At 33.1% G+C, this 19,076-nt stretch carries 11 protein-coding genes; 6 read left to right on the plus strand and 5 right to left on the minus strand.

Annotation, left to right across the window (positions count from 1 at the left end; all coding sequences use genetic code 11):
• Positions 1-26: 26 nt before the first annotated feature.
• The 5 genes from H6578_12205 to nth all read left to right on the plus strand — a co-directional run bounded on the left by H6578_12205 (position 27) and on the right by nth (position 4,289).
• Positions 27-932, plus strand: coding sequence for a succinylglutamate desuccinylase/aspartoacylase family protein (locus H6578_12205; protein MCB9227915.1), 906 nt, complete (start codon positions 27-29; stop codon positions 930-932).
• A gap of 167 nt (positions 933-1,099) precedes the next feature.
• On the plus strand, positions 1,100-1,558 hold the full coding sequence (locus tag H6578_12210) for a hypothetical protein (GenBank protein ID MCB9227916.1): 459 nt from the start codon (positions 1,100-1,102) through the stop codon (positions 1,556-1,558).
• Between the two features lie 82 nt (positions 1,559-1,640).
• The gene (locus tag H6578_12215; protein ID MCB9227917.1) at positions 1,641-2,561 is read left to right on the plus strand and encodes an ABC transporter permease; all 921 of its coding nucleotides are present in this window, start codon (positions 1,641-1,643) and stop codon (positions 2,559-2,561) included.
• Positions 2,554-3,234: an ABC transporter ATP-binding protein gene (locus tag H6578_12220; GenBank protein MCB9227918.1), complete on the plus strand. Its 681-nt coding sequence runs from the start codon at positions 2,554-2,556 to the stop codon at positions 3,232-3,234. The genes H6578_12215 and H6578_12220 overlap by 8 nt, the downstream gene beginning before the upstream one ends.
• A 422-nt stretch (positions 3,235-3,656) precedes the next feature.
• Entirely contained in the window at positions 3,657-4,289 is a 633-nt protein-coding gene (gene nth / locus H6578_12225; GenBank protein ID MCB9227919.1) for an endonuclease III, read from the plus strand.
• 21 nt (positions 4,290-4,310) lie between these two features.
• Here nth and H6578_12230 read toward each other — a convergent pair whose 3' ends face one another.
• From H6578_12230 to H6578_12250, 5 genes are all read right to left on the minus strand, one after another.
• On the minus strand, positions 4,311-6,632 hold the full coding sequence (locus H6578_12230) for an O-antigen ligase family protein (protein MCB9227920.1): 2,322 nt from the start codon (positions 6,630-6,632) through the stop codon (positions 4,311-4,313).
• Positions 6,633-6,692: 60 nt separating this feature from the next.
• Positions 6,693-7,256, minus strand: a complete 564-nt coding sequence (locus tag H6578_12235; protein MCB9227921.1) for a glutathione peroxidase — start codon at positions 7,254-7,256, stop codon at positions 6,693-6,695.
• A 101-nt stretch (positions 7,257-7,357) separates the two neighbouring features.
• Positions 7,358-14,662 (minus strand): gliding motility-associated C-terminal domain-containing protein, encoded by a 7,305-nt coding sequence (locus tag H6578_12240; protein MCB9227922.1) that lies wholly within the window; start codon positions 14,660-14,662, stop codon positions 7,358-7,360.
• A gap of 35 nt (positions 14,663-14,697) precedes the next feature.
• Positions 14,698-15,270, minus strand: a complete 573-nt coding sequence (locus tag H6578_12245) for a hypothetical protein (GenBank protein ID MCB9227923.1) — start codon at positions 15,268-15,270, stop codon at positions 14,698-14,700.
• Positions 15,271-15,343: 73 nt separating this feature from the next.
• Entirely contained in the window at positions 15,344-17,749 is a 2,406-nt protein-coding gene (locus H6578_12250) for a TonB-dependent receptor (GenBank protein ID MCB9227924.1), read from the minus strand.
• A 51-nt stretch (positions 17,750-17,800) separates the two neighbouring features.
• Between H6578_12250 and H6578_12255 the strand changes: the two genes are divergently transcribed.
• Positions 17,801-19,051, plus strand: coding sequence for a hypothetical protein (locus tag H6578_12255; GenBank protein ID MCB9227925.1), 1,251 nt, complete (start codon positions 17,801-17,803; stop codon positions 19,049-19,051).
• Positions 19,052-19,076: the final 25 nt, after the last annotated feature.

A 19,076-nucleotide genomic window follows, 5' to 3' on the forward strand; every position in this document is an offset into this window, starting at 1 on the left:
GTTAATTATCTAATTTTGCGTTTCTTATGGAAAGAGTAATAGGAAGATACGGAAAATATGGTGCGGCTAAAACCTTTTTGGTATTTGCAGGAATACACGGTAATGAAAAAGCAGGAATTTATGCTTTGCAAGAACTTTTTAAGGAATTTGAAGAAGCAAATGTACCATTTGATGGTACCGTAATAGGTATAGCAGGCAATTTGAAAGCAATAAAAGACAATGTAAGATTTACGCATAAAGACTTAAACAGACAGTGGTATTTAAGCAAAATAAGAAAATTGGGGGCATTGCCTTTTGGAATGCTTAATACGGCAGAGGACGTGGAGCAAAAACAAATATTAGATTTAATTTTAGACATAGTTCATGACAAAGGAAAGAAATTAATGCTGGTAGATTTACATACCACTTCGGCTAAAGGCGGAAGTTTTAGTATTACTAATGCTCATGCTAAAAGTACGGAATATGCATTGCAAATTCCAGTTCCTGTTATAGATAAAATGATAACAAAAATTAAAGGAACAACGCTTGAATATTTTAATGATATAGGCTTGCCTGCTATAGCATTTGAAGCTGGGCAACACGAAGACCCCATAGCCGTGCAAAGAATGAAAGCTGCTTTAGTTTATATGTTTTATCATGCAGGGTGTATAGAAAGTGGAGTGGTAGAAAAATATAAAGACGCATACTCAGAGATGGAAACTTCTTTTAAAAATTTACCAAAGCATGTGGAGGTAATATACAGACACCCTATAGAAGAAGATGATAAGTTTATAATGAAACCTGGATATGTCAATTTTCAAAGTATTAAAAAAGGAGAGGTGCTGGCTCACGACAAGCATGGCGAAATAGTATCTCACACCGATGGTTTAATGTTAATGCCATTATACCAGAGCAAAGGCGAAGATGGTTTTTTTATAGTAAAAGAAGTGTGATTATGTACTTGTGCCACGACTTGGAGTAGTGGCACGAGTAGAAAAATTCCATTACAAAAAAAACAGTTAGATTTATTAAGATTCAATAAAATATTTATATATTAGCAAGGTATAAACGGAATATATACGACATTATGTCGTTTATACAATTGTTAGCGGTAATTAAAATGAAAAAAACTATAGCGATAATATTATTGATGACTGTTGCTAAGATTGGCTTCTGTTGCAGCTGTATTCAAATGGAGGAGTTTTCAATTAAGACAGAGTTCAAGGATAGAGATGTAATTTTCAATGGGAAACTAATTCAAGTAGACACCATTAATGTTGATACTGACTCAATCTTGAATTTCTCAACTGACGAAATTTGGTACACTTTTCAAGTTGTCGAATATTTCAAAGGGAAATCAAAAGAGAAAACGATTAGAATAAGGAGTGGCATTACAAATGCTGATGACTGCAAATTTGTCTTTACGAAAGGGAAATCTTATGTCGTATATGCAAACCACCCATTGACTGATAAATTTAAAAAGGAAAAATCCATTTTAGAGACCACGGTTTGTACTCATACAGGAGAAGCGACCGAACAGAAGATTATTGAAGCTAAAAACCAAAGTAAATACCGCTAACACGGTGTATAGTGCATACCCTTCGGGATACGCACCATACACAAAACGTTACAAGCCATTATAAAAAAAGACCGAACATAAAATGAAAGACTATTTTGAACTACAAGGTGTTCTGACAAACCGAAAGATTAAGGAATTAGGACTTAATCCTCTTTTAGGCTATGTTTTGGGTTTAACTGCATTTGTTTTGCTTTCAGAATACATTTTCCAAAAGACAGAGTTTGCCAAATACTTAGTAATCTTAACTTGCCTTAGTTTACAATTCAAACTTTCTGAAAAAAATAGAACGGATTTTTTACTATCAACTTTCGGAGATAAAACAAAAATAAAAATAAGAATTACAGAGAACTTTATTCTTTGCATACCTTTTGTTTCTATTCTATTATACAAAAGTTTTCTCATTGAAGCCAGTATTCTATTTTTATGTTCGATTGTTCTTGCCTTATTCTCTTTTCACTCCAATTTCAATCTAACAATCCCAACTCCATTTTCTAAAAGACCATTTGAATTTTCAACAGGTTTCAGAAAGACCTTTTTCATATTTCCTGTTGCCTATGCTTTGACAGTTATTGCCATAAATGTTGATAATCTTAATTTGGGAATTTTCGCTCTTCTTTTGGTTTTCTTAACCTCTTTAAGTTACTACCACAAGCCTGAACAAGAATATTATGTATGGATTTTCGCTGAAACACCAAAAAGATTTTTAAAGAATAAAGTTTTTAACGCATATAGAAACGCTTCTATTTTAGCAGCTCCAATCATAATTAGTCTTTTGGCATTTTATCCAAACGAGTTTGAATTAATTTTACTCTTTTTTATAATTGGGCTTCTTTTTCTTTGTACAGTAATTTTGGCAAAATATTCAGCCTATCCTGGTGAGATGAACATACCCGAAGGAATTATTATTGCGTTTAGCCTTTACTTTCCTCCTTTGTTATTAGCTATCATCCCGTTTTTTTTCTCAAAGTCTATTAATAAGCTAAAATATTTATTGAATGATTAAAATTAATGGGCTTAGCAAAAGTTATGGTAAAAACGAAGTTTTGAAAAATATTTCAATGGAGTTTTTAAAAGGGAAAGTTTATGGAATTGTTGGTGAAAACGGTGCAGGAAAAACAACACTATTTAGATGTATTGCAGGTTTAGAAAATTATAATGGAGAAATAATTTCCGAACATTCGCCTTTAAAAAAACATTTAGGATTACTTCTGACAGACCCTTTCTTTTTCTCTAAGATAACAGGAAAAGAATACATCAGACTACTTTGTAATGCCCGTGGAAAGTCTAATTTAGAAATCGAGAGCAAAAACATTTTTGATTTACCACTTAATCAATACGCTTCAACTTACTCGACAGGAATGAAGAAGAAATTAGCAATTACCGCTATTCTACTTCAAGAAAACGAATACTTTATTCTTGACGAACCATTTAATGGTGTTGACATTCAGAGCAACATCATTTTGACAGAGATAATTTTAAAACTTAAAGAACTTAATAAAGTTGTGCTTATTTCATCACATATTTTTTCAACTTTAAGCGATACTTGTGACGAAATACACCTTTTGAGAAAAGGAGAGCAAATCAAATCAGTTCAAAAGTCCGAATTTAAAAACTTAGAACAAGAAATGAAAGAAATTACAATTGGAAATCGAATTGAAAAACTTGAACTTAAATAATAAAAACGGCTTGTAACAATGTATATGAAAAATAGCCGAGATAGTAGTAAAATCAAGGGTTGTAGCTCGCTTCAACGTTCTTGTAACTTGACAGGGAAGTACAACGCAGTCGGCTACTATTCTTATACTCACCGTTGGTAGCTAAAACAGACGACACTAAATAAAAACATTATAAAACAGTAAACAGACAAATTAGTATGCTCCTACAAATAAAAATACTTTAGGGAAACTAAAATTGAGCATACATTAATTTGTCATCGTCTGTTTTATAGCATTTTAGTGTTTTTGATTATAGTCTTGACCTGGCTACCTTTGTATCAAGACAAAAGTAAAAGACCATAAACTTACTTAAACGTCCCAAGATGCTATCTTAAAGCATAAATTATTGGTGTAATAACGGATAGTTATTATAAATTTGCCTTATGAAAAAAGCCGAAAAAGTAAGTTTTGTAATTGATACTTTAGAAAAACTTTATCCCAAAGTTCCTATTCCGCTAAATCATACCGACAATTATACTTTGCTGGTAGCTGTGCTACTTTCTGCACAATGTACTGACGAACGCGTAAACAAAATAACGCCAAAACTTTTTGCCTTAGCCAATAATCCTACGGATATGGTTAAACTTGGACAAGAAAAAATTAAAGAAATTATACGCCCTTGTGGTTTATCGCCTATGAAATCTAAAGGAATTTTTGGCTTGTCGGAAATTATTTTAGATAAACACAATGGAAAAGTGCCCAACTCTTTTAAAGATTTAGAAGCCTTGCCCGGTGTGGGGCACAAAACTGCATCGGTGGTAATGAGCCAAGGTTTTGACGTGCCTGCTTTCCCTGTAGATACTCACATACATAGGCTTATGTACCGCTGGACTTTGAGCAACGGTAAAAATGTGCAACAAACCGAAAAAGATGCTAAACGGCTTTTTCCAGAAGAACTGTGGAACAAACTACACTTACAAATTATTTATTTTGGAAGAGAATACTGCCCCGCTAGAGGACACAAACTTAATGAATGTCCTATTTGCAGCAAAATAGGCAGGAAACAGATGAGATGAAAGATTTTCCCATTAATTTACCTATTTCAAATTTTTAGAAATAGTATTAATAATGCTTTTTCTTTCATTATAAAATGAAGCAATAAACAAAGCGTTAAAAAAGGCAAATGCTATCATTCCCATTTGGGTTTGAAAAAGCGATTCAAAAAACATATAAATAAGCAAAATAAGGATGTATAAAAAATAGAGCTTGTTATTTTGAACAAACGCCTTTATAAAAGAATAGGCAAATATTAAAATTACCGATAAGAAACCTAAAATACCCAATTCTAAAAATGCTTCTATAAATTGGTTTTGTGCATTAAGATTATTTTCTACTCCAAAAGTATAATTTACTAATTCAAATCTTTCTTTTAAAAATTCAACGCTATTTCCTACGCCTATTCCCGAAAACCAATATTGTTTTAATAAAACCATACTTTCCCTCCACGACATCAGTCTTGAATTTAAAGTATTTAATATAAACTCTTTATTTAAAAATCCGCTTTGAACTAATACAAAACTAAATACTGCCAAAAAAATACTTACCGCCCATACTGCCGTTTTCTTGTTGCCTACAAAATTATAAAGGGCAAAAGAAAAGCTTAAAGGCAATACTATAAAGCCAATTTTGGAACTACACAAATAAACCATAAAAGTAAAAAACACTAATAAACCCCAAAAAACTGTACGCCATTTTTCTTCTTTTAAATGCTTGAAATTATTGCCCAAAAACAAAATTCCTAAATTAAAATACAAGGAGTGTGTAACAGGGTTTGCTTTTACATGAAAAAGTAAATTTCTATAAAAAAAGCTATTCCAGCCATATTCCGGGAAATGTACAAAAGACTGAATTAATATATAAACTCCAAAACCCGTTAATCCAAGAATATAAGCTGTGAGTAAAAACCGTGGTTTTATTTCTATTATTCTTTCCAGCTGAGATACGGTTATCCAATAAACCAATGGCAAGGAGTATAAGGCTATTTTTGTCCAATGTTCATTAGGTTTTGTAATAATATTTATTACAATAACAGCTAAATTAAATAGCAGTAAAATACTGTAAGGATGTTTTAATAGCTCATTAATTTTTGTTTGAATAATTTGCCAGCCAGTAGAGCGGTAAACAATGAGTGTACGAATTATTAAGGTTAAAAATGAAAACAATAAAATAAGCGTAGGAATACTGGTTGACACTCTATGAAAAGGAATAGCCATAGCCAAAATAAAAAAACTTGTGGCAAAAGCATACTCTATAAAAATAGGGTAGTTTAAGTCTTTTGAAATATTTTGAAGACTATTAAACATGGTTTTTTTTGCTATTCTCCTTTTAAATTTGCTAAAAACAAAATAATCTAAAGACATCATTAATGCCATACTAAGAAAAAGCGTAATTAAAATAACAGCCAAGCTCCCTAAATCTTGCGTAGGTAAAGAAACTATAACCAAAAATATAGCAAAACCAAATAGGAACAATGATGCTTCTGCATGGTTAAATCCCAACCTTAACAGCAAGTGGTGCACATGGTTTCTATCTGCTTTAAACGGAGATTTTTTTAGATAATAAGGTCGCAATATAAAAAGTCTTAGTGTATCTGCCACGGGAATTGCCATAGCTGCAAAAACAATTCCTATTTCTGCTTCACACTTTGTTGAAATTTCATTGCTTAAATCGGTATAAGTATTGATAAAAACTATGGCTAAATAAGAAGCTAAAAAGCCAATTAACATTGAGCCATTATCGCCTAAAAAAGCCTTTGTGTTAAATAAATTAAACCTTAAAAAAACAGACAAGGAAGCTATAATGGTAAATACAAAAATTACATAATTATACTTGCCCGCAATATAAAGCCACAAACCAAAAGAAATTAATGCCGCTATTCCCAGCAATGCCGCTAAGCCATTAATGCCATCTACTAAATTAAATGAGTTTATGATAAATACTATAGCCACTACACATATTAATTGCCCTATAATTATAGGAATACCGTATAAATGCATGTACTCGGCTATATGTATTTTAGCTACAAATACCATTAAAACGGCTACTAAAAACTGCCCTAAAAACTTTTGAGGAGCGTTTAATGGAAATTTATCATCTATTAGTCCTATAGAGAAAAGTAAAGTGCCACTTAAAATAAGCGTAATACTCTGAAAACTAATTGGAAATAAGGTTAACTGTGCCAATAAAAAAGCTAAATAAACTAACCAGCCACCTACTGGAGGCACACTTGTTTTATGCCGTTTTCTACTGGTAGCTTCATCAACATAGTTTTTTTTCTGAGCAAAAAGTATAAGTTTTGGAAATAAAACCAAAGCTACTACTGTATAAATAAACGGTATAAGCAAAAGCCAATAATTCAAACTTTACATTTTTTTGTAAAGATAGATATTAGGTTTTAGAAATTTTGGTGATAGCCTTTTTTATTGCTCTATCCAGTCTATAATTTCTTGGTCTAAGGGATTGGTTTTAGATGGAATCATTTTTTCTAAAACGCCTTTCTCATTTATTAGGTATTTCTGAAAATTCCATCCTACTTTGCTGTCCATTACCCCATTTAGCTCTTTTGTAGTTAAAAATTGATATACAGGATGCATATCTTTTCCTTTTACTGAAATTTTAGACATCATAGGGAAAGTTACTCCATAATTAACTTTACAAAATTGAGCTATTTCTTCGTTAGTGCCCGGTTCTTGTTTTAAAAAGTTATTTGCAGGAAAGCCTACTATTACAAAATTATTGTCTTTATATTTTTGGTACAATTCCTCTAATTGCTCGTACTGAGGTGTAAATCCACATTTTGAAGCGGTGTTTACCACCATTATTTTTTTACCTTTTAATTGGGCAAAATCAAATTCATTGCCTGTTATATCTTCTACTTTAAATTGATAAATTGTTTTATCCATGGTATTGAAATTTTTAGTGTTAATAGCTGGTTTTGAGCTACAAGCTAATAAGGATATTAGTGCTACAAAAAGTGCTTTCATAATGTTTGTTTTACTTTTATAAACAAAATATTGGCAATAAAGTTTTATAAAACAAAAATGCCTCTAAAATTAGAGGCATTTTTGTTAAGTTGAATATTATTTTATCTAATTAACGTTACTGTTCCGCTTATTGTTTTCTTACTTCCGTCAAACAATGTAGCTTCTATTTGATAAGCATAAACACCGTTTGGAGCTGGTTTGCTATTAAAAGTACCGTCCCACGCTCCTCTCGGATTTGTATTACCTGTCATACATTCATCATAAATATCATTAGGATTATTTAAACCATTGGTTTGATTTGCATTATAGAACATTTCTTCGCCCCATCTGTTAAATATTCTCACATCTAAATTGCTGGCACCTAATATATTTATTTCAAAATTATCATTTACACAATCCCCGTTTGGCGAAAATGCCGTAGGCATAAACACTAATGGCTCTTGACTTACGTTGATTTTTAAGGTATCAAATGCTTCGCATCCATTAGTATCTATAGCTGTTACTATTACGGTAACATAATCTACCGGTTGCACATTGGCTTCATAGCATGGTTGCGTACCACAATTTGAAGTGTCAACTGCATTTGGTCCACTATTTGGACTCCAATGTATAGAAGAAATGCCCACGCCCGGATTAAGTACGTCAACTAATAAACTTACATCTTCTCCTCTAACAATATATAGTTCGTCTGAAACAAATATATTGTCTAACCCTGCTCCTTGTAAATCTATTTCCATTGTAGCTAAGGTAACGATATCAAATTGTGCCGATGCAGAGCAATCGTTTTGGTCTATTACATTTACTACGTAAGTACCTTCAGTTAAGTTTTCAAATACGCTATCTGTTTGCATAAAACCGTTTAACTGATATGTAAATGGTGGATTGCCATTGGTAACAATCACTGCTACTTCTCCATTTGAATTTGACTCGCAAGTAACACCTTGTGTAGTTGTTGAAACCTCCATAGCAATAGGATTTACTAATACAGCTGTATCGTAAACCGTACATCCATTTCTATCAGTTATTTCTACAATATAAGATGTATCTCCTGCTAAATTATTAGCTAAAGCACCTGTTTGCTGAGGTGTAGTATTCCAAGTATATGTATAAGGCAATGTACCGCCAGAAGCACCTATTAATGCCATTCCTGTTTCATCTCCTGCACATCCCGGATTTGTAACACTAACTGTGGTAATAATTTCTGAAGGCTGATTAATGGTATATGAAGCAGTTTCAACACATCCGTTTGCATCTGTAACCGTCATTACATAAACTCCTGCCGATAAATTTGAAACTGTAGGAGTTGTCATTCCTCCAGGAGTCCAACTTATAGTGTAAGGTGGTGTTCCACCAGAAACGCTGGTTATTATTTCTCCATTACTTCCTCCAAAACAAGTAACATGAGTTAATCTGATTAAATTAATATTTAACGCAGAAAGTGGTCCGTGAACTGTATCTGTTAATGTAATTTGACAACCATTTTTGTCTGTTACTATAACAGAAACTATACCTGCATTTAAACCGGATATTGAAGATGTAGTTTCAAAAGTATTCCATAAATAAGTATAAGGGGCTGTTCCTCCACTTACTGTTACACTTGCAGTACCAGAATTATCTCCAAAACAAGCAACATCTGTTGTAGTAATAGAACCTGCCAATGCTACTGGCTCTGCAATTGTTTGAGAAATTGTAGCTGTACATCCGTTTTGGTCGGTTACAACAATTGTATATGTTCCTGCACTTAAATCTTCAATATCTTCTGTAGTAGCTGTAGTATTCCAAGAGAAATTATAAGGAGGTGTTCCTCCTGCTACGCTAATATCTACTGAACCGTCATTTGCTCCATTACAAGTTATATCAGAATAATCTGCAACTACTAATGATAAAGATGCCGGAGATGAGATAGATTGAGTAATTGTGGCAGAACATCCTGCTCCGTCAGTTACTATTAATGTATAAGTTCCGCCACCTACATTGGTTAAATCTTCTTGAGAAGTACTATTTGACCAATTGTAAGTATAGTTTCCATCGCCACCGGTTACTGTTACATAAATAGCTCCTGAGTTATTTCCTCCGCATGTTTCGTTTATAACGCTATCTATAGCAATTACTAACGGTGGATTTTCGGAAATTGTAGTACTCACTGTTGCACTACAGCCGTTGGCATCTGTTGCTTCAAAAGTATATAAGCCTGCTGCCAATCCTGTAAAAATATTACTTGTTTGAGGATTAGCACCATTAATCGTATAGGTAATTGTACCATTTCCTCCTGTAGCTTGTAAAGTAACTGTTCCGTCATTTTGCCCTGAGCAACTTACATTTGTTTGGTTTGCAACAGATAGACTTAAAGTATATTGGTCTGTTAATATGGCATTTCCTGTAGCGGTGCAACCGTTCGCATCTTCTACTTCTATGGTGTAGCTTCCTGCACTTAGGTTGTTAAATACATTACTTCCCTGTGGTGCTCCATTGTTTAAACTGTACATATAGCCTGCTGTACCTCCTGTTACATTTACCGTTATGCTTCCGTCATTGCTGTTTGAACAACTTGGGTCATTTGTTACCGTACTTACACTTAAAGCTACCGGCTCTACTACTGTTGCTGTTGTTGTTGCTGTACATCCGTTGGCATCTGTTACTGTTAAGGTATAGCTATCTGCTCCTACATTGCTTAGGTTTTGTGTCGCTGATACCGGATTGCTTGTGCCGTCCACCCACGCATAAGTGTAGCTCGGTGTGCCGCCTGTTACGCTTACTTGTACGCTGCCGTCTGTCGCTCCATTGCAACTCACATCTGTTACGTTCGTTACAGTGGCGGTTAACGGTGTAGGTTGTGTTATTGTGGCACTTAAACTTTGTGCACATCCATTTACATCTGTTACTACTACATTATAACTGCCTGCCGCTAAGCCTGTGAAGCTTCCTGTGGCTTGTCCTGCTCCTCCATTTACACTATAACTATATGGTGTTGCTCCTCCTGTGGCGTGTACATGTATCTCTCCTGTGTTTTGTCCATTACAGCTTACATCTTTTGTACTGTCTAAGCTTAATGTCATCGGTGGATTTTCTGTTATCGTTGTACTTACTGTTGCACTACAGCCATTATCATCTGTTGCTTCAAAGGTATATAAGCCTGCTCCTAAGCCTGTAAACTCATTGCTCGTTTGGGCATTTGTTCCATTTATGGTATAGCTTATTGGCAATGTGCCTCCTGTGTTGGCTATTCTTACATAACCATCATTATTGCCTGAACAACTTACATTAAACTGTGAGTCTATAGCTATACTGAATGTATATTGATCTGTTAATATGGCATTTCCTGTAGCAGTGCAACCGTTCGCATCTTCTACTTCTATGGTGTAGCTTCCTGCACTTAGGTTGTTAAATACATTGCTTCCCTGTGGTGCTCCATTGTTCAAACTGTACATATAGCCTGCCGTGCCTCCTGTTACATTTACCGTTATGCTTCCGTCATTGCTGTTTGAACAACTCGGGTCATTTGTTACCGTACTTACACTTAAAGCTGCCGGCTCTACTACTGGTGCTGTTGTTGTTGCTGTACATCCGTTGGCATCTGTTACTGTTAAGGTATAACTATCTGCTCCTACATTGCTTAGGTTTTGTGTCGCTGATACTAGATTACTTGTGCCGTCCACCCACGCATAAGTGTAGCTCGGTGTGCCACCTGTTACGCTTACTTGTACGCTTCCGTCTGTCGCTCCATTACAACTTGCATCTGTTACGTTAGTTGCGGTAATACTTAATGCTGTAGGCTCTAATAATGTTACATCTAAATTTTCTACACAACTTGATGAAGTGGATACCGTTAAATTGTATGTTCCACCGCTTAAGCCTGTAATATCATCATTTGTAGAAATAACTGTTCCGTTTAATCTCCACTCATAAGTATAATTTGGCGTACTACCTGAGGCGGTTACATATATTGCTCCAGTAGCATCTCCATTACACATAATTTGATGTACCGAATCTAATTCTATTTGAATAGGTGGTTGCTCTACTAAGGAAACTGATGTATTGGCAGTACAACCGTTGTCATCTTCTGCATAAAATGTATAATTTCCGGCAGAAAGATTTGTAAATACTGAATCCAAAACAAATGTGGAATTATCCTGAGAAAATTGGAAAGGAGCAACTCCTCCAACTGGACTTAGTTCTACATATCCATCTGTACTTCCTGTACAAGAAATATCTTTTATAGAATCGGTAGTAAGAGCAAAAGTATATTGAGCTGTTAGTGTGGTATCTTTTGAATATACACAGTTATTGTTATCTCTAACTCTTATAGTATATATTCCATCAGATAGATTATTAAATGTATTACCACTTTGATAAGAACCTCCGTTTATTGAATATTCATACCCTGGAGTTCCTCCAACTGCATTTACTGTAATTTGCCCATTATTAGAGGTAGCACAGCTTGGTTCTACAATGTTAAATGAAATAGTTATAGAATCGGGCTGTGTTATAATTACCGGATTTCCATTAAAGAATTTAAAACATCCTGTTGCATTTTTAACAACAACATAGTAAGTTCCTGCCGGCAAACCTGTAAAACTATTATTTCCAACATAAGTAAGACCACTATCTATTGAAAAAGAATCTGAATTTGCCGTAATATTTATTGTACCGATATTTACATTATAACATGTCAAATTCGTACTTGAAACATTTGTAATTTGAGGATTTGGCAATACGGTTAATTGATGAGCCGCACTAGTAACAGCACATGGCCCAGAACCCACAATAACGGTATAAGAATAATTTCCAGCGGTAAGAGCTGCATCTGTATTTAATGTTGATGAATTTGTTCCAACATTTACTCCATTTCTTTGCCATTGATATGTATAAGTTCCTGTTCCTCCCGATGCAGTAGCTGTTAATGTAACAGAATTTCCAGAACATACAGAATCAGCACCAGAAATAGAAGCTGTTGTAGCCGGAATTACATAAATTCTAAATGGCAATGTAGTATCTGGAGAACAAGTGCCACTTTTTACAATTGCTCTAAAATCATAAGTACCTACAGTACTTAATACTCCAGGCGAATATGTATCATTTGTATTAATAATATTGGTATAAGCTGCACCATTTATACTGCGTTGCCAAGAAGTAACACTTCCCACATAACCTGTTAAGGTCAATACGCCCGGATTACCATTAATACATACAGAATCATTTGGACCATCTACCGTACCAGCAATAGTAGAAGGGTTAATGTCTATTTGTATAACATTAGAATATACGATAGGTACGCAAGGTGCATTGGTAACAGCAATTCTATACCATCTTGAAATAACTCCCGGTCCTGCATTTGTGATTGTTTCCCCTATAGATGGAGACGTTGCTCCTGAAATATTATTAAAACCCGTTGTACTATTAATAGTAGAAACTTGCCATTGAATATCTCCGGTATAACCATTAGCATTCAAAGAGTATGATTCTCCCGTACAAACTTCCGTAACTAAAGAACTAATAGCTCCAGAACTTGGATTTGGTTTAACTATCATTTCTACAGGTACTGTAAATTCAGTATTACAACCACCATTTTGTACAGCAGCTCTAAAGTAGTGAGTTCCCACAATATTTGCATACGCTACTGGCGAAAAATTAGGATTTGTAGATGTGCCGGAGGCTGTAACCCATGTTGCACCATCTGATGAATATTGCCAACCTAATACTGAGCCAGTATGCCCCGATAAAATTAAATTAGTAGGAGGCAAACTTTGACAAATAGTTTGTGTAGCAGGTGTAATTGTTCCCGCAACTGTTGCCGGGGTTATATTAACGCTTATACTTTCGCAATAAGAATTAACACCTCTACAAGGTTGTCCATCAACATAAAATGAAGCATAGTAGGTGGTTGCAACAGTAGGGCTAGGAATGGTTAAATTCATGCCTGAGCCCACATAAGTTCCTCCGCACGAGCCACTAAACCATCTTAATTCATCTCCATATCCATTATTAGACATACTGCCATTAGATGAACCGTTATGACTAAGCGTAATTGTACCACTACCACCACCACATATAGATATTGTAGAACTACTACCATTTACCGTAGCTATTCCATAATTAGCTGTCTTACACCCACATACATTTAATTGATAACCATAAGTGCATAATGGATCACCACTTATTGCATCTCCCCCAAAAATTGACCAATTACTTGTACTTGAAATTAAACCCCAATCATAGTTGTTCAAGTTTCCAACAGGATCTAATGATTGACCGTTGCTTGCATTTGTAACATTATGCCCCACTACAGAGTTTGTAGCATCTTCATCAAAGGTAATTGTTATTGGTGCACTTAATGCTGTATTACCTATAAAATTTCTATCTACTAAGCTCACATTACCCAAAGTAGAATTATTCACTCTAAAAACTGTCTCACCATGAAAAGCAGAACCTGAAGCTGGAGCCGCACATGTCCCATCCGTTTTAAGGAAACTTATACTAACGTTAACATCACTTATATATGAATTAGTAGGGAAATTTCCCGGAGAAGTAAATGATACACTTGAACTTGTTCCTGAAGATGCGTCATAAGAAGCATTCCAAGCTGTACTTGTACTTGTTACGCAGTTAAAATCGCAGTTCGTAGCTATTATTTGTACTGTTGAATAACAATTGCTGTTTACACCTCCATTTCTTGTATAAACTCTATAAGTTTTGGTAGCGTTAACACTTAAAGTGGTACTTGAAGCTATACCATTGTAAACTATAGTAGCTCCATCATACACTACATAACTCCCTCCAAAAATAGCTCCAGTAAAACTTAAAGTAACATTTGTAGAAGTTCCTTGGCAAATTTGAGTGGTACTAGCTGTTACATTAGGTCTTGGAGATGTATATCTTACATAAAACTCTCCTCCATAATCCGAACTACCATGCCAATTTGTAAAAGCTTGAAAATAATTATTAGTATTAGGACCTGCAAATCTATAGTTTAACGTTCCTACTACTTCATCATATCTATAATCGTCATTATCAAAAGGATTACTTGTACAATAGTCGCAAGAACCACCACAATCATCTCCCTCATAATGTCCTCTTAGTCTAAAAAACTGAGGTACATCATAAGAGTTCGCCCCTGCAACTCCATAAGAAGTATTTAAAATGGTTACATCTGTATGATTCCACCAGCCTATTTGATATGCTCCTCCTTGGGCTAAGCAATTACCTCCTCGCCATCCCATTCCGTCAACATCTCCTAAGTCAGCAAACCACCACTGCCAGTTAGATTCATCATTAGCAAAAGGATCTTCATATTCTTCGTTCCATGCTCTTGTGGCGACTATTCTAACATCCATACAACCATCGTTATATGTTTGAGCAAATAAATAAGAATTAAAAATCAATAATGTAAAAAGTAATAACTTTCTCATATTTGTATCGTTTAGTAGTTAATTTAGTAGGGTTATTAATTGTAGTCAGGTTTCAAACCTTTTTTCTCTGCTTCTTTTGTAGCTTCTATTTTATCCACTATAGCTTTTCTGTAAACTTCAGCATTAAACCAACTCGGAAATTCAGGTTTTATTCTATATATATGATTGAATTCCTCTGGACTAAAAACAAAATACCAAGCTTGTAGTTTTAGCTCAAAATCTAATTCATCTTCAAAGTTTGAAAACTTTTCCGGTTTAAGAGGTTTCTCATAACTCTCCAATGGCATAATAAAATAGGGCATATCTATTATGTTTTGATATCCTTTGTAATAAGGATTTAATTTTGTTAGCTCGGGGGCATTAACAAATGCTTCATATTCAAAACAATAAAGTTTTTGCCATTTGAATATAGCTTCTTCATATTTTTTTAAGTCAAAATTGTAATCTTTTGGCTTTGGAAAATGAGGAGCTACTTCATCCAATCTTTTATCTGTTATTCCTGAACCCTCAACCCATTCCCAATATGAGTTTTCAAATTTTACATTATCTTGCGATTTGCCAGAAATTAGTATAAATAAGCACAAAAAAAGTAGTGTAGATTTGTACATAATCTTAGTTAATTTAGTTAAGCCTATAAAACTAAGATTTTTTTTGAATAATTTATACTAAATGCAAAATATTTTAAAAAGTAAAATTCCCTTGCAAACTAAAAGTACGTGGAGCATCCATTTTTGCAGGGCGTAATTGATAGGCGTTATTGGCTATATTTTTTACTATAAATCCCAACTTAAACAACTCGTTAAACTGATAACTGGCACGTACATCTACAACAAATTCTCCTTTATAATTTAAAGAATTTCTATATTCATCTATACCTGGTATTGCTAGCTTAAATACAGGATCTACATTATCAAGAAAGCCATAATATCGTATGTTTGTTCCAATATTTATTTTCTTTATTATTTGGATATTAAAATCCATTTTTAAAACATGTCTAAATCTATACCTTAACATACTTGACACTATATTTTTTTCATTTCTACTATAATAAGCATCATACTCTTCAGGTTTAATTTTAAAAGCTTTAAATGCATTTGTAAATACATTAGTAAACTTTGTAAGCGTTGTATCAATTCCGGCATCTGCCGCATAATTATAGGTGTAGCCTATCATATATGAAAAATCAACATTTTTAAACTTATGTGTTGCATTGTAATTTAATTCCCACCCAAAAATTCTAGCTTTTGCTATATTTTTCATTTGAAAACCTAACCTATATTCATTAGTATCTAATGGATTTTGATAAGACCCAAAAAGGAATTCAGTCATTTGATCAAACGACTGATAAAACGCCACTACATCTGCTGTTGCTTCATATTTAGGGAATCTCAATACTCGTTTATATCCCAATTCATAAGTAAAACCCGTTTCTGGCTTAATATCTGGATTTGGTAGTGCATATATATCTCCAAAATCATCTGTTGAAGCTATTTTTTCTGTAACAAATCTTTCTGCAACAGAAGGAATCCTAAATGATTGTCCAAAACCAAAACGTACAAAATTCTTATTTAAAATTTCATAACTTGCTCCTGCATTAAAAACAGGTTTACTTGCTGCTTTATTACCGTCTAAAGAAACATAATCAAATCTTGCTCCTGCTGCTAAAGTTAAATCTTTCCAACCAAAATCTCCTTGAGTATATACACTTGCTGTATTAAAAATAAAAACGCTATTTCCTTTTCTAGAATAATTTTTAAAGGAGATAGCTTTGATTCTATCAAAATTATTTATAAACCCAACAGATATTGTAGAATTAATCTCTTTTTCTTTGTTTTTAATAAAACGTTTATACATAAGATCTTGATAAGATTTTATACCACTATATTCTCCTTTATAACCTTTACCCAATCTTTGATCGTAGTAAAATCTATTATTAAAAGTTATTTGATTATTTTCATTAAAAAAATACTTAATTTTTGGATCTATATATCCTCTAAAATATTTATCTTGATATGATTCTCCTTTATAGGCTCCTTCTTTATCATTCTCCCAAATAAAAAACTGTTTATTATTTCTATATAAAGTATTGGCATCAACTTCTATAGTCAGTCCTTCTACTTTTTCAGGTCTTATACGCCACTTAAATCCATTTCTTATTCTATGATTATACTGACTTTGGATATGAGTTTGATTTGAAATATATGCTCCTGTTAAAACAAAATCCATATTTTTTTTCATTTTTCTCAAATGGGAATACATTACACTTAATTCATGTGGCGATTCTATAAAATTACCATCTCCATACTGCCACCATTTCCCTTCTTTTATTGGCGGATTATCATACAATGTACTTGATAGTACCACATTTGTTTCTTTATCTTTAGTAGGCCATTTAGTGTTTACTGCTATAATACCATTTAATGCAGATGAACCATATAATACTGATGAAGCTCCTTTAACCACATCCATACTTTTAATATTTTCCATAGGAATAAAATCCCATAATATTTCGTTTCTTTCCGGTGATAGGAAAGGTATATCATCTATAACTAAAATAACTCTACTTCCTACGCCATAAGCATATCCACTTCCTCCTCTTATACTTACTTGCCCATCTAAAAGAGTAACACCAGGCACTCTGTCTATAGCGTCAGAAGCAATAGTAATATTATTGTTTTGTATAAAATCTGCTTCTATGGTTTCTACAGAAACTACTTCTTTTTCTTTTACAATTCCTCTTTTTGTAGGGCTAACCACTTCCACTTCTCCTATTACTTGCTCTGAAGCTTTTAAACCAAAGTTTAAAATACTTTCTTTTCCGTTTTGAATACTTACCGTTTTTGAAGATTCATTAAATCCTATAAAAGATACTTTAACAGTATATGAACCCTGTGGTAGTTCTAACTGAAAATTTCCGTCAAAATCTGTTGAAGTAGCCCATCCTTTTGAAACATCTACGGCAACTGTTGCCGAAAAAACAGGCTCTCCATTAGCATCTGTTACTTTGCCTTTTAATGTTCCCGTGCTTTGTGCTACGGTTAATAAAACAAAAAATGACATTAAAAGTGAAAAATAAAGTTTTTTCATGCAGTTATATTTGTAGTGCAAAATTAAAAAAAATAACTAATTTTAAGTTTCATGGCTTCATCAAATGTAGATAACTTTATAAAATTTGAAATTGAAAAGTCCTTTTCAAATACTTTAAAGAATGCTATTTTAAATATACAACAAAATTTTAATTATTTTTTATCTTTTAATAATTATTCTCCTAAAAAAAGAGTTTTTACCGTTGGATTAAACCACAATAACAATTTAAAGGTTTCTCAAAAGTTTGTTTTTCTGCTTGAAAATAAAATTTACAACCACGACAAATGGTTTAGCTCAGAGCCACTTTTAATTGTAGAAAACAAACCGGACTACTTGGCTACTTGTTTTTATATGGTAAACTGCCTGCAAGAATATTGTATAAATGTAGAAGATCATTTGAATAGATTTGACTTTGAAAAAAGCTATCAAAAGAAATTTAATTGTGCATCAAAAAATTTAGTTTTACAATATTTTCAAGAAATAGCTTGGCAACTTTTTGGAGAAAAAATTCCTTTAAAAAAATCAGAATATATTTTAAGCCACGATATTGATTTTGTAAATAGTGCTTGGAAAGACGAAACCAAAACTGCAATAAAAAAAATAGATTTAACTCAAATAAGCAATACTGCTTTTAATAAACTAAAAGGTAAAGATAATTGGCAAAATATTGAACAAATTATAGCACAAGAACAAAAAAATAAAGTACATTCTACTTTTTTCTTTTTAACGGAAAAAGGTAAAACCGAATACAAAAAAATTAAAAATGCCGATTATAATTTAACTGACGGGTACATTGAAAATTGCCTACATAAAATAAACAAAAGTGAATATCATATTATAGGTTTGCACAAAAGTATTTCTTCAAATACTATAGATGAAGAATTAACAAAACTACCGACAAATAAACTAAGATTTCATTATCTAAAATTTAATGTAAAAGAAGATTTTGAGAAAATTGAAGCCTCAAAAATTCAAGAAGATTATTCACTCGGATTTTCTACTGTTTTAGGGTTTAGAAATTCCTACGGATTACCTTTTAAGCCCTACAATCCAGTACTTGAAAAACAATATTATTTTACTGTTTTCCCTCTCAATGTAATGGATAGCAGTTTGTATTATTATCTCAACATTTCCAACAATGAAGATATGATTTTAGCGACTATTAATTTTATTAAGAATAATGCTGAATCTTGTGTTTTGAGTATTTTATGGCACAATAATTTTTATGATGAAAAAACCTATCAAAAACTTTTAGATTTCGTCAATGAACAGCAGTTTGAGTCATATTATATCAATCATTAATGCAAAAATAACCTAATCTATTTTG

This window comes from Chitinophagales bacterium (assembly GCA_020635995.1).
In the GTDB taxonomy this organism is placed as follows: domain Bacteria; phylum Bacteroidota; class Bacteroidia; order Chitinophagales; family UBA8649; genus JAFMKE01.